This window comes from Thioalkalivibrio versutus (assembly GCF_001020955.1).
Classification (GTDB): domain Bacteria; phylum Pseudomonadota; class Gammaproteobacteria; order Ectothiorhodospirales; family Ectothiorhodospiraceae; genus Thioalkalivibrio; species Thioalkalivibrio versutus.
Genome location: NZ_CP011367.1, coordinates 2,650,642 through 2,663,120 on the forward strand (window position 1 = coordinate 2,650,642; position 12,479 = coordinate 2,663,120).

Consider the following 12,479-nt stretch of genomic DNA (forward strand, 5'->3'; position numbering starts at 1 on the left):
ATCCATGCCGGTTTAACCACAGAGGACACGGAGTTCACGGAGGTGCTCAAACCTGCTCTCGGTGGTGATCGGCGCTCGAATGATTTCACCTTGAAGATCTTCTCAATGCCGGTGCTGGCCCGTCATCGCGAGGCGCGAAGCGCCGTGGCGATCTCCGTGGAATGCAACCCAGCGGACTTTCGGGGTGGCCTCGCTGAGCCCAGAACGACAAACCTGTCATTCCATACCCACACCACTTCTGGCGCGATCGCGAAGTGCGCGTTGACCAGAGTCTCCCTAGCTTGAGGTATCGCGAGCGCCGTTGCGTGCGGCGTCGATGCGTACCCGGATCTGGCTGCGGTAGAGCTGTTCGTTGGGGATGCCCACCAGGGGACGGCCGACCGGCTGGCCCTCGGCGTCGAACGCCATAATCGTCGGCACCACCCGCACGCCGTAGGCACGACCCAGCTCACTGCCCAGCTTGGTCGTGCCATCGAAATCGCGCACCTCCTGGCGATCCAGCATGACCTTGCGGATGTTCACACCCTGGAGAGCCGGGTCCTCGGTCATCGGGCCGAGATAGCGCTGTTCGGCACGATCACAGTAGGGGCAGCTACTCGAAGCGAACATGATCACGGTCGCCTTGCCATCGCCCTGGGTGTTCAGCGCCTGCAGGTCCATGGCGCGTTCGACGCCACCCGCCGCGACCGCAGTAGCCAGCAGCATGCCGACCAACAAGGCACCCGAGCGCAGCAGCATCGGGCCGAACGGGGAGCGGGGAAGGTTCGTATTCAGGTTCATGGTCATCATGGATCCTTGGGTGTTTGGAACCAGTCTAGGGCTGCCACATTAACGCAGGCTGAAGGGCCAGCAATCGCGCCTCCGCCTCCGGCCGGGCCGAAGGTCCGCCGAATGGCGCCCGCGAGTTGCCCACAAAAAAGGCCCCGCCGGAGCGGGGCCTGATTCCAACGCGCCGGCGAACCGGCGGTCAGGGTCTTGCCGGCGACCTTAGTCGGCGCGCTTGCGCACGTCGGAGGTCACTTCCACGCGGCGGTTGGCTTCGCGGCCTTCCTGGGTGGAGTTGTCGGCGGTCGGACGGTCTTCACCGTAGCCGACGGTGCGGATGTCACTTTCACGCACGCCTTCGCTGGCCAGGAAGTCGGTGACTGCCTGGGCGCGACGCTCGGACAGGCCCTGGTTGTAGTCGGCCGGGCCGATGGTGCAGGTGTGGCCTTCGACCAGCACCGAGCTGTACTCGGCGTCGTCGGAGGTCAGGCTGCGGGCCAGATCACGCAGGGCGGAACGACCTTCGGAACGCAGGTCTGCGCTGTCAAAGTCGAACAGGGCCTGGGCGCTCAGCGTGGTGGTGGTGAATTCCGGCTCCGGCTCCGGCGCCGGGGCGGCGGCGGGCTCGGGCGCGGGGGCCTCGGCGGTTTCTTCGATGTAGCCCGCGCAATGCGGGAACTTCACGTTTTCTTCCGTCCAGGAGCGCGTACGCACGCATTCACCGGAGCGATCGACCACAACCTTGCCGCTACGGTCGGTCACGTTGGCGGCCGGCGGTTCCTGCGCCACAACCTGCCCGGCGGCGCCGAGCACCAGCGAGGCCACGGAAGCGGCCAGAAGATTCTTAACGAGCTTATGATTCATTGCAAAGCCTCCTTGTAAAAACAATAGACGTCGGACCCGGGTTGAACCGCGCGACCACCATGGTACGCGCCGCGACCGCAATCCAAAGCAGCGAGCTCCTTGCGCCAAGCCCCCTACAGTACCCTGATAGTGGCACACAAGTTCGGGTTTTGCACGCATCGGAACGCAAATTATGTGTCGACATCACAACATCGTCACATTCCGTAAATTTCCGAATATCCAGTGACTTTCGACTGCCCTGTTTCGATATTGCAACAGACAGAACCCGAATCGCACAGAGACGTTCCGGCAAACTGTACTCCGGAAGACACACAACCCCGCTAAGGGTTCCTGAAACCGCGGATTTGGCACCCGAACCCGGAGCCCAGGAAACGGTACCGGTCAGACAAAAAGACCCCGCCGAAGCGGGGTCCCTAGGTACATCAATGATGCACGGGTAAAGCGGCGAATTACATCATGCCGCCCATGCCACCCATGCCGCCCATGCCACCCATACCGCCCATGTCGTCGCCACCGGCGCCGCCACCGTCATCCTTCTTCGGGATGTCGGCAATCATGGCCTCGGTGGTGATCAGCAGGGCCGCGACCGATGCGGCGTTCTGCAGCGCGGAACGGGTCACCTTGGTCGGGTCCAGGATGCCCATGTCGATCATGTCGCCGAACTCGCCGCTTGCGGCGTTGTAGCCGTAGTTGCCCTTGCCTTCCAGCACCTGGTTGAGGACCACGGACGGCTCGTCACCGGAGTTGAAGACGATCTGGCGCAGCGGCTCTTCCATCGCACGACGGCAGATGTTGATACCGGCGGTCTGCTCGTCGTTGTCACCCTTGAGCTTGGTGATCGCGGCGCAGGCACGCAGCAGGGCCACGCCACCGCCGGGTACCACGCCTTCTTCCACCGCCGCACGCGTGGCATGCAGGGCGTCTTCGACGCGGGCCTTCTTCTCTTTCATTTCGATCTCGGTGGCAGCACCGACCTTGATCACGGCCACACCGCCGGCCAGCTTGGCCACGCGTTCCTGCAGCTTTTCTTTGTCGTAGTCGGAGCTCGCTTCCTCGATCTGCGCACGGATCTGGTCGACGCGGCCCTTGATGTCCTTGTTGGACCCCATGCCGTCGATGATCGTGGTGTTCTCCTTGGTCACCTGCACCTTCTTGGCGCGACCCAGGTCTTCCACCGTGGTCTTCTCCAGCGACAGGCCGACTTCTTCCGAGATCACCTGGCCACCGGTCAGCACGGCGATATCCTGCAGCATGGCCTTGCGGCGATCACCGAAGCCCGGGGCCTTCACGGCGGCGACCTTGACGATGCCACGCATGGAGTTGACGACCAGGGTCGCCAGGGCTTCGCCTTCGATGTCCTCGGCGATGATCAGCAGCGGCTTGTTGGCCTTGGCCACGCCTTCGAGGATCGGCAGCAGATCACGGATGTTCGCGATTTTCTTGTCGAACAGCAGGATGTAGGCATCCTCCAGCTCGGCACTCATGTTCTGCTGGTTGTTGATGAAGTAGGGCGACAGGTAGCCGCGATCGAACTGCATGCCTTCGACGACATCCAGCTCGTTTTCCAGCGAGGAGCCTTCCTCGACGGTGATCACGCCTTCCTTGCCGACCTTGTCCATCGCATCGGCAATGATCTCGCCGATCGCGGTGTCGGAGTTCGCGGAGATCGAGCCCACCTGGGCGATCGCCTTGTGCTCGGTGCACGGCTTGGAGAGCTTCTTCAGCTCTTCGGTGGCGGCCTTCACGGCCTTGTCGATGCCGCGCTTGAGGTCCATCGGGTTCATGCCGGCGGTGACCGCCTTCATGCCCTCGCGGACGATGGACTGGGCCAGCACGGTCGCGGTGGTGGTGCCGTCACCGGCGGTGTCGGAGGTCTGCGAGGAGACTTCCTTGACCAGCTGGGCGCCCATGTTCTCGAACTTGTCTTCCAGCTCGATTTCCTTGGCCACGGACACGCCGTCCTTGGTCACGGTCGGGGCACCAAAGGCCTTGTCCAGGACCACGTTGCGGCCCTTCGGACCGAGGGTGACCTTCACGGCGTTGGCCAGGGTGTTCACGCCCTTGGCCATGCGGGTACGGGCGTCGGTACCAAAGCGTACTTCTTTAGAGCTCATGATTCGTTCTACTCCTGAAAATTCGTGTTAGACGGTCGCGGTTCGGGGCGTTCAGCCCTCGATGACGGCCATGATGTCGTCTTCGCGCATCACGAGGACTTCGTCGCCATCGACCTTGACCTCGGTGCCGGAGTACTTGCCGAACAGGACCGTGTCGCCGGCCTTCACGTCCAGGGGACGGGCTTCGCCGTTGTCCAGGATCTTGCCGTTGCCTACTGCAACCACTTCGCCACGGATCGGCTTCTCGGCCGCGGAATCCGGGATCACGATGCCGCCGGGGGTGGTGCGTTCTTCTTCCATACGCTTCACGATGACTCGATCGTGCAAAGGACGCAGGTTCATGGCGCGAACTCCTTAATAGAATGTCTCAAACAGGAAAATTGGTTTGTCGGGCGGGCACCCTGTTAGCACCCACCCCTGACGAGTGCTAATAATAGGGGCACACAAGGGCGAGTCAAGAGCGCGCGTTACGAAAGCGGGGCCAGAAACGTGAATCAGCGACGGTCGTCGTGGTCCAGACGGTCGTCGGGCGTCTCGGGGCGGTCGTCGTGGTGGCGGAATTCGCCCTCGATGGTACCGCCGCCCGGCGGCCCACCAGGGCCACCGGTCCGCGTGCGGACCATGCCGCGGCGCAGGATGCCGGCGGCCGCCCAGCGCCGCAGCGGCGGAATCAACAGCACGAAGCCGGCGGCATCGGTAAAGAACCCCGGCAGCAACAGCAGCACGGCGGCCGACATCAGCAGCCAGCCCTCGACCAGCCCGCGCGCCGGAACCTCCCCCCGCGCCAGGCTTTGTTGCAGCCGTCGCCAATGGTAGAAGCCCTGCAATCGGAACAACATCAGCCCGGCCGCCGCCGTGACGATCACCAGCACCACCGTCATCAGGGCGCCCACGGCATCGCCCACCCAGGCGAAGCCGAAGATCTCGAGCAGCACCAGACCGAGAAAGACAAACAGGGGAAAGAGGGGGTTGCGCATCGAAGGGGTTCCGCAGATCAGGCCTGTTTATTGGAACATGCGCCCCGGGTGGTGTCGATTGGAACCTCGCCGATGCGCGGACACTCCAATCTCCAGGCACCCGCGGGGAGCCCACCCCTTTTGTCCTTGCACAGCAAAGGGAATTAAGCCAGTCTCCTGCACGTCATTGGTGCATACGGCTATCTACATATTCGGAGAGTGACGGCTCATGTTGCGTAATCCAATCCTGATGCTGGCCCTGCTGGCCTTCCTTGTCCCCGCTCTGGCAACCGCCGCGGTCGAAGACCCGCGCGACCCGACACACCACTTCTTCGACCCGACCTTCGGCGAGTTCCCCGAAGAGCTGGAAGACGCGCGCGCGGCCGGCAAGAAAGGCATCCTGATCTTCTTCGAGATGGCCGACTGCCCGTTCTGCCACCGCATGAAGAATCAGGTGCTCAACCAGCCCGAGGTCCAGGAATACTTCAGCGAACACTTCCGGGTGTTCAGCGTCGATGTCGAGGGCGCCATCGAGATCGTCACCTTCGAGGGCGAGACCAAAACCCAGATGGACTGGGCCACCCGCGACTACCGGGTGCGCGCCACACCGGTGTTCCAGTTCTTCAACCTCGAGGGCGAACCGATCGCCCGCTTCACCGGGGCCACCCGCGACTCCCGCGAATTCCTGCAGCTAGGCGAGTTTGTCGCCGAGGGGCATTACAAGGACCAGAACTTCACGCGCTTCAAGCGCGAGCAAGACGGTCGCTAAACCCATCTTCTTGCCACTCCCGAGGATCGACGCCTGATGTCGCCGATGCACCCCCGCTCGTCCTGCACCGGACGCCGGCGGCCCCTGGCTCGCCTGCTACTGACCAGTCTGCTCCTGTGGCCCCTGGCCGGGCCGGCGACCGCCCAGGAAGCCGGCGGCGCAGCCGGCCTCGGCCCGCTGCCCAACCCGATGCGGGTGGGTGACGCCCTGGAACGAGTCGACGCCCTGCACCCCCGGGTGCGTCAGGCGCGCGCCGACCGCGAACAGGCCCGCGCCGCCCTGGAGGCGACTCGGGCCGAGCGCGATGTGCGCGTGGACGCGCGGCTCGAGGCCCGCTGGATCGAGCCCAACGACCTGGTCGAAGACCGCACCCGCAACGACTCCCGCGCCGCCATCGTCGCGCGCAAGCTGCTGAGCGACTTCGGCCAGTCCCATGCGCGCGAGTCCGCCAGCGAGCAGCGCCTGGAGGCGGCCCGCCAGCAGGAAGCGCTGACCCATGCCCGTCACCGCATCCACGTCCTCGAGCGCTACTTCGACGTGCTGCTGGCGGATCTCGCCTTCGCCCGCGACACCGAGGCCATGGCCGCCGCCTACGTATCCAAGGAACGGGCCGAGGAGCGCAACCAGCGCGGCCAGGTCTCGGACATCGAGGTCTTCCGCCTGGAATCCGAATACCAGACCCTGCGGGTGCAACGTACCCGCGCCCTGCAGGACCAGGCCCGCACCCGGGCCGCGCTGGCCGAGGCCCTGAACCGCCCGGACCGGCGCGTGCGTACCGTACTCGCCCCCATGCTGCCCCTGGATCTGCCCGAACTGCCCGAACTGGATGCGCTGCTCGCCGAACTCGACAACACCAGTCCGCGCCTGATGGCCGAGCGCCGCCACGTCGAGGCCGCCAGCCGCGAGGTGGCGGCCTCGCGCGCGCAGCGGCGCCCGCGCCTGTACGCCGAGGCCGAATCCGGCTGGTGGCACCGCGACCTCGGTGGCGGCGATCGCAACCCGTTCGCCGCCGGCCTGGTCCTGGAAATCCCGCTGTACGAGGGCCGCCGCCACGACAGCCGGGTGGGCCAGGCCGTCGCCGCCCGCCATCGAGCCGAGGCCGAACTGGGCGAGGCCCGCATCGAGGCGCGCAACCGCCTGCGCGAGCTGTACGACGAGATCCGCGCACTACGAACCCAGCGCGACGAGGCCGCCTGGCGCATGGACTACCGCGAGCTGTACATCGACCGCGCGCGCTACCTGTACGACATCGAGGACCAGGCCGACCTGGGCGACTCGATGGTCCAGCAAAGCGCCGCGGCGCACTTCAATGCAAGCACCGAATTCCAACTGGCCCTGGCCTACGAGCGCCTGGCCCTGCTGAGCGGGCGCGACGAGCTGAGCCCGTTCCGCGCCACGGACGAAAACCCTTGAGCCGCCCACCCACCGGCGACCGGACGGGAGACCTGACCATGCCCCACGTATTCCATGTCCCATCCCTGCTGACCACCGGCAGCCTGCTGGCCCTGCTCGCCCTGGCACCCATGCCTCTACTGGCCGAGGAAGGCTTCGCGGCCCAACTCGACTGGGGTGAGCGCCACCGCATTACTGCCCCGATCGCAGGCCGCATCGAGGCAATCGAGGCCCGCGCCGGCGACCGGGTCGAGGCCGACGACGTCCTGTTCCGGCTGGATACCCGGCGCGGCGATGCCGACCTGCGCGCCGCCCGTGCGACCATGGAACGCCTGCAGATGGAGCTGGACGAAGCCGAGCGCGAGCGCGACAAGGCCGAGGATCTCTACGACCAGACCCTGATCGCCGCCCGCGAACTGGAGTTGGCACGTATCGATTACGCGACCGTCGCGGCCCGCCTGGCCGAGGCCCGCGCCCAGCGCGACCGCATCCGCGCCGATCTCGAGGACGCGACCATCCGCGCCCCGGCCAGCGGGCGCCTGGTGCGCCTCGACGCCAACACGGGGCAGTACGTCAATCCGGCGTTGCTGCCGCCGGTCCTGGCGATCCTTGGCACCATCGACCCGATGCGCGCCGTGGCCACCGTCCCGGCCGCCACCGCCGCCGACCTGGAACCCGGGGAGACCGTTACGGTCGTAGTCGGCGACCAGCGTCTTTCCGGCACCATTGTGACCATCGGCTGGGAGCCGACCGGCGAAGAGCCCGAGCGGGGTTACCGCGTCGAGGTCGAATTCTCACCGATGGACGACACCCCACTGCGCCCGGGTCAGCCTGCACGGATCGAACGGGACTCCTGATACATGAGCAATGAGCAATCGCCATCCAGCGCCCACGCCTGGCTGGTCATTACCACACTCGACGACCCGGACACGGCTGAGACCCTGGCCGGCGCCCTGGTGAAACAGGGTCTGGCCGCGTGCGTGCATATCCTCCCGCCCGGACGCTCGATCTACATGTGGAAAGGGAATATCGAAATCGACTCCGAAGTCACTCTACTGATCAAGACCGCGCCTGCGCGCCTGAACGAACTCCAGACGCAGCTGGCTGACCAACACCCCTACGACACACCCGAGATCATCGCCCTGCCGATTGAACGCGGGCTGCCCGATTACCTGGACTGGATAACGCAATGCACCTCATGAATCCGCGCACCTGGCTGGCAACCCTGCTGGTCGCACTCCTGCTGGCTCCGGGACTGACGCACGCCCTCTTCGAGGACGACCTACTGGACCCGGATGACGCCTTCGCCCTGAGCGCTGAGGCGATCGACGCCGACACGGTACGGCTGACCTGGGACATCGCGGACGAGTACTACATGTACCGCGAGCAGTTCGACTTCACCCCGGAAAGCGACGGGCTGGAACTGGGCGAGGCCGAGATCCCGGATGGCGAGGTCAGCGAGGACGAATTCTTCGGGCGCGTCGAGACCTATCGCGGCCAGGTGCAGGTGGAGCTGCCGATCAAGGCGGCCGACAGCACCAGCATCGAGCTGACGGCGCGCTCGCAGGGCTGCGCGGACCTGGGCGTGTGCTACCCGCCGCACTTCCAGACCGTATCCATCGAGCTGCCCGGCCTGCCAAGCGGCAATGGCGAGACCCGCGCGGACGAAGATGCCGGGGAAGAACGCAGCGCGCTGGGTGACCTGGGCAGCCTGTCCGGCGACCTCGGCGCCGCCGATGACCTGCTGGAACCGGAGAAGGCCTTTGCCGCCTCGCTGGAGGCGATCAGCCAGAACGCGGCGATCCTGCGCTTCGACATTGCCGAGGGATACTATCTCTACCGTGAGCAGCTGGATGTGCGCATCGCCGAGGGCGATGGCATCGAGCTGGGGCCGGTCAACCCACCGGACGGTGAGCTCCAGGAAGACGAGTTCTTTGGCGAGAGCCAGGTCTACCGGGGCCAGGTCGAGATCCTTGTTCCGGTCCTGCGCGACGCGGATGACGTCTCCGACATCACCCTGGCGATCGACTACCAGGGCTGCGCCGACGCCGGCGTGTGCTACCCGCCGCTGACCCAGGAGGTCTCGGTTTCCTTTGCTGCCGATCTGGCCGCCGAGGCCGACACCGACGCCCTTCCGGAAACCGGCGACGGGGCTGCGGAAGACGACGAGGCCGCGGCACCGGTCACCCAGCAGGACCGCATCGCGGCCCAGCTGGCAGACGGCCAGATCTGGCTGGTAGCCCTGGCCTTCTTCGGCTTCGGGCTGCTGCTGACCTTCACCCCTTGCGTGTTCCCGATGATCCCGATCCTGTCGAACATCATCATCGGGCAGAAGAACCTGACCACACGCAAGGCATTCCTGATCTCGCTTGTGTTCGTGCTGGCCATGGCCCTGACCTACACCATTGCCGGCGTATTCGCGGGCCTGGCGGGTGCCAACCTGCAGGCGGCCTTCCAGAACCCCTGGATTATCGGGACCTTCGTGGCCATCTTCATCGCACTGGCGATGTCGATGTTCGGCTTCTACGAGCTGCAGATGCCGGCCGGCGTGCAGAGCAAGCTTTCGCAGATCAGCAACAAGCAGGAAGGCGGCACCTACGCAGGCGCCGGCATCATGGGCTTCCTTTCCGCCCTGATCGTCGGCCCCTGCGTGACCGCACCGCTGATCGGGGCGCTGCTCTACATCAGCCACACTGGCGATGCAGTGCTGGGCGGGATCGCGCTGTTCGCGCTGAGCATGGGCATGGGGGCGCCGCTGCTGGTCATCGGCACCTCCGCCGGGCGCCTGCTACCGAAGGCCGGTCCCTGGATGGATACCATCAAGGCGGTGTTTGGGGTCGGCCTGCTGGCCATCGGCATCTGGCTGCTCGAACGGGTGATCCCGGGCGAGGTGGCGATGTTCCTGTGGGCGATCCTGCTGATCGTGACCGCCGTCTACATGGGCGCACTAAGGACCCTGCCGGACAATGTCTCCGGCTGGTACAGCCTGTGGAAGGGGCTGGGTGTGGTGATCCTGATCTACGGCGTGCTGCTGATGCTCGGCGCGGCGACCGGCGGCAAGGACATCTTCCGCCCGCTGGCCACGTTCAATCAGCCCGCGGTGACGGCCACGGGCGAGCAGTCCGGGCCGACCGAGATGGCGTTCACCTACGTCGACAGCCTGGAGGACGTGGAACGCGAAGTGGCCCGGGCCCGCGAAAACGGCCAGCCGGTGTTTCTCGACTTCTACGCCGACTGGTGCGTGGACTGTGTGCGGCTGGATCGCACCACCTTCCAGGACCCGCGCGTGATCCGGGCCATGGGCGACGTGCACCTCCTGAAGGCCGACGTGACCGACAACACCTCCGAGCACCGCGACCTGATGCGTCAGTTCAATCTGTTCGGGCCGCCGGCGATGATCTTCTATGACCGCGACGGCAACGAGCTGCGCAACTACCGCAATGTCGGCTACCTGAATGCCGACCGCTTCCTGGCACATGTAGAAAGCGCCATCGGGGTGACGCCATGAAACACCGCAAGCACGCACTCGCAGGGGTGGTGGTCGCCACGGCCAGCGCCCTGATCCTGACCGCCTGTGGTGACCCGGAACCCGAGATGGACGCCGGGGCAACCTCTGCCAACGCGGCCACCGAGGTCGCCGCCGAGGAGACCCAGGGCAATCAGCGCATCGACTTCACCCTGCCCGACCTCGCCGGTGAAGAACGCCAGTTCAGTGAGTGGGACGGCGACCTGATCGTGCTGAACTTCTGGGCCACCTGGTGCCCGCCCTGCAAGAAGGAGATGCCGCTGTTCCAGGACACCTTTGATGCCAACCAGGAGGATGGCTTTACCATCGTCGCGGTCGCCGTGGACGAGCAGACAGCCACGCAGCATTTCGTCGACGATTTCGGCATCGGATTCCCGGTACTGATCGGCCAGGACGACGCGGTCGCGATCGGCCGGGAATACGGCAACCGCATCGGCGCCCTGCCCTACACCGTACTGATCGACCGCGAAGGCACCATCCTCGACACCCATCGTGGCGAGGTGGAACCGGCCGACCTGGACGAATGGCTGGAGGCGCACCTGTAGCGCCCCCCGACGCCGGAGCGACACCCGGCGCCCTGGCGCCGCAAGGCTGGTAAGCTTGGCCGCCATGACCGAGCGCGAACGCCTGTGGGAACTCGCCCGCCTGATCCGGCTGGATCGCCCGGTGGGCATCTACCTGTTGCTGTGGCCCACCTTCTGGGCCCTGTGGGTGGCGGCCGAGGGCTGGCCGCCGGCCTACCTGATCTTCATTTTTGCCGCCGGCGTGGTGCTGATGCGCTCGGCGGGCTGCGCGATCAACGACTACGCCGACCGCGACTTCGACAGCCATGTGGCGCGCACCCGCGACCGACCGCTGGCGCTCGGCACCATCACCCCACGCGAGGCGCTGGGTACCTTCGTGGCCCTCAGCGTGGTCGCCTTCGTCCTGGTGCTGTTCACCAATGGGCTGACCATCCTGTATTCCCTGGTGGCGGTGGCACTGGCCGGCACCTACCCGTTCTCCAAGCGTTTCCACCACTTCCCGCAGGTCCATCTCGGCGCCGCCTTTGCCTGGGCCGTGCCGATGGCGTTCACCGCCGTCACCGGCGAGCACCCGCCCGAAGTGGCCTGGCTGTTGTTCGTAACCGTGCTGGCGTGGACGGTGGTGTATGACACCTTCTATGGCATGGTGGATCGCGAAGACGACCTGAAGATCGGGGTGAAATCCACGGCCATCGCCTTCGGCGAACTCGACCGCCTGATCACCGGCGGGCTGCAGGTTCTCGTGTGGCTGGGGCTTTATCTCGTCGGCCAGCACGCCGATTTCGGTGGCTACTACACCGCCGGGCTCGTGGTGGTGGCAATGCTGATGTTCTACCAGCAGTTCCTGATCTTCGAACGCGAACCCGCCGACTGTCTGCGCGCCTTCAAAAACAACCACTACCTGGGCGCCGTCATCCTTCTGGCGATGATCGCCGACCACCACCTGGGGGCCTGAATTCCGCGCCCGCACACCCTCAGGCGCGCGCGAGGACCAGTCCCTCCACCCGTGCGGCACCCTCGCGGCGCAGCACTTCGGCCAGTGCGGCCAGCGTCGCGCCCGTGGTCGCCACGTCATCCACCACCAGCACATGCTGCCCGGCGAGGCTCGAACCGTCCCAGGCAAACGCACCGTGGACATTGCGCCGCCGCGCCTTGCGACCCAGCGCCTGCTGCGACTCGGTCGCGCGGATGCGCCGCAGTCCGCGGGTATCCAGCGGGACATCCAGCACCCCCGCCACACGCCGCGCCAGGTAGTCCGACTGATTGAAACCCCGCTCGCGCAGCCGCCTGCCATGCAGCGGCACGGGGAGCACTAGATCGGGCAGATCGCCGTTCTCGCCCACCAGACGGCCCGCCACCTGCTCCGCCAGGGCCGCGAGGATGCGTTCGGCCCGTGCATTGGCGCCGTGCTTGTAGGCCAGGATCAGCTGATCCAGCGGCCAGGCATAGGCCCAGCCGGCATGCAGTGCATCCAGGACCGGCGCTCGGCGGATGCAAGCCGGGCACACGCCGGCGACCGGCAGGGGCAACGCACAGGTGGGGCAGGGGTGCTCGAGCGGCGCAAGATCC

General features: G+C 66.0%; 13 protein-coding genes. 7 read left to right on the plus strand and 6 right to left on the minus strand.

Annotation, left to right across the window (positions count from 1 at the left end; translation table 11 throughout):
- Positions 1-276 precede the first annotated feature (276 nt).
- From TVD_RS12275 to TVD_RS12295, 5 genes are all read right to left on the minus strand, one after another.
- Positions 277-786 (minus strand): thioredoxin family protein, encoded by a 510-nt coding sequence (locus TVD_RS12275; protein ID WP_047251714.1) that lies wholly within the window; start codon positions 784-786, stop codon positions 277-279.
- A 201-nt stretch (positions 787-987) separates the two neighbouring features.
- On the minus strand, positions 988-1,629 hold the full coding sequence (locus tag TVD_RS12280) for an OmpA family protein (protein ID WP_018937312.1): 642 nt from the start codon (positions 1,627-1,629) through the stop codon (positions 988-990).
- 449 nt (positions 1,630-2,078) lie between these two features.
- Positions 2,079-3,743 (minus strand): chaperonin GroEL, encoded by a 1,665-nt coding sequence (gene groL, locus TVD_RS12285; protein WP_018145211.1) that lies wholly within the window; start codon positions 3,741-3,743, stop codon positions 2,079-2,081.
- Between the two features lie 51 nt (positions 3,744-3,794).
- Positions 3,795-4,085, minus strand: coding sequence for a co-chaperone GroES (gene groES, locus TVD_RS12290; protein WP_018937313.1), 291 nt, complete (start codon positions 4,083-4,085; stop codon positions 3,795-3,797).
- Positions 4,086-4,237: 152 nt separating this feature from the next.
- On the minus strand, positions 4,238-4,720 hold the full coding sequence (locus tag TVD_RS12295) for an FxsA family protein (protein WP_018145209.1): 483 nt from the start codon (positions 4,718-4,720) through the stop codon (positions 4,238-4,240).
- A 208-nt stretch (positions 4,721-4,928) separates the two neighbouring features.
- Between TVD_RS12295 and TVD_RS12300 the strand changes: the two genes are divergently transcribed.
- The 7 genes from TVD_RS12300 to ubiA all read left to right on the plus strand — a co-directional run bounded on the left by TVD_RS12300 (position 4,929) and on the right by ubiA (position 11,865).
- On the plus strand, positions 4,929-5,468 hold the full coding sequence (locus tag TVD_RS12300) for a thioredoxin family protein (RefSeq protein ID WP_018145208.1): 540 nt from the start codon (positions 4,929-4,931) through the stop codon (positions 5,466-5,468).
- A gap of 36 nt (positions 5,469-5,504) precedes the next feature.
- Entirely contained in the window at positions 5,505-6,881 is a 1,377-nt protein-coding gene (locus TVD_RS12305; protein ID WP_047251715.1) for a TolC family protein, read from the plus strand.
- A 38-nt stretch (positions 6,882-6,919) separates the two neighbouring features.
- On the plus strand, positions 6,920-7,717 hold the full coding sequence (locus tag TVD_RS12310) for an efflux RND transporter periplasmic adaptor subunit (protein WP_018168988.1): 798 nt from the start codon (positions 6,920-6,922) through the stop codon (positions 7,715-7,717).
- A gap of 3 nt (positions 7,718-7,720) precedes the next feature.
- Complete coding sequence (cutA, locus tag TVD_RS12315; RefSeq protein ID WP_018168987.1) at positions 7,721-8,062, plus strand: divalent-cation tolerance protein CutA; 342 nt, start codon at positions 7,721-7,723, stop codon at positions 8,060-8,062.
- On the plus strand, positions 8,050-10,368 hold the full coding sequence (locus tag TVD_RS12320) for a protein-disulfide reductase DsbD (protein WP_018168986.1): 2,319 nt from the start codon (positions 8,050-8,052) through the stop codon (positions 10,366-10,368). Before cutA ends, TVD_RS12320 begins: the two co-directional genes overlap by 13 nt.
- Entirely contained in the window at positions 10,365-10,931 is a 567-nt protein-coding gene (locus tag TVD_RS12325; protein ID WP_018168985.1) for a TlpA family protein disulfide reductase, read from the plus strand. Before TVD_RS12320 ends, TVD_RS12325 begins: the two co-directional genes overlap by 4 nt.
- Before the next feature lie 64 nt (positions 10,932-10,995).
- Positions 10,996-11,865 carry a 4-hydroxybenzoate octaprenyltransferase gene (gene ubiA, locus TVD_RS12330; RefSeq protein ID WP_018175637.1) on the plus strand — a complete coding sequence of 290 codons (870 nt, stop codon included), beginning with the start codon at positions 10,996-10,998 and terminating at the stop codon, positions 11,863-11,865.
- A 19-nt stretch (positions 11,866-11,884) separates the two neighbouring features.
- On the opposite strand, the gene TVD_RS12335 is transcribed toward ubiA, so the two are convergent.
- Complete coding sequence (locus tag TVD_RS12335) at positions 11,885-12,439, minus strand: ComF family protein (protein WP_018168984.1); 555 nt, start codon at positions 12,437-12,439, stop codon at positions 11,885-11,887.
- Positions 12,440-12,479: the final 40 nt, after the last annotated feature.

Coding starts and splice junctions, on each gene's coding strand:
- TVD_RS12275 (WP_047251714.1), bottom strand. CDS start 786: ATGACCATGAACCTGAATACGAACCTTCCCCGCTCCCCGTTCGGCCCG.
- TVD_RS12280 (WP_018937312.1), bottom strand. CDS start 1,629: ATGAATCATAAGCTCGTTAAGAATCTTCTGGCCGCTTCCGTGGCCTCG.
- groL (WP_018145211.1), bottom strand. CDS start 3,743: ATGAGCTCTAAAGAAGTACGCTTTGGTACCGACGCCCGTACCCGCATG.
- groES (WP_018937313.1), bottom strand. CDS start 4,085: ATGAACCTGCGTCCTTTGCACGATCGAGTCATCGTGAAGCGTATGGAA.
- TVD_RS12295 (WP_018145209.1), bottom strand. CDS start 4,720: ATGCGCAACCCCCTCTTTCCCCTGTTTGTCTTTCTCGGTCTGGTGCTG.
- TVD_RS12300 (WP_018145208.1), top strand. CDS start 4,929: ATGTTGCGTAATCCAATCCTGATGCTGGCCCTGCTGGCCTTCCTTGTC.
- TVD_RS12305 (WP_047251715.1), top strand. CDS start 5,505: ATGTCGCCGATGCACCCCCGCTCGTCCTGCACCGGACGCCGGCGGCCC.
- TVD_RS12310 (WP_018168988.1), top strand. CDS start 6,920: ATGCCCCACGTATTCCATGTCCCATCCCTGCTGACCACCGGCAGCCTG.
- cutA (WP_018168987.1), top strand. CDS start 7,721: ATGAGCAATGAGCAATCGCCATCCAGCGCCCACGCCTGGCTGGTCATT.
- TVD_RS12320 (WP_018168986.1), top strand. CDS start 8,050: ATGCACCTCATGAATCCGCGCACCTGGCTGGCAACCCTGCTGGTCGCA.
- TVD_RS12325 (WP_018168985.1), top strand. CDS start 10,365: ATGAAACACCGCAAGCACGCACTCGCAGGGGTGGTGGTCGCCACGGCC.
- ubiA (WP_018175637.1), top strand. CDS start 10,996: ATGACCGAGCGCGAACGCCTGTGGGAACTCGCCCGCCTGATCCGGCTG.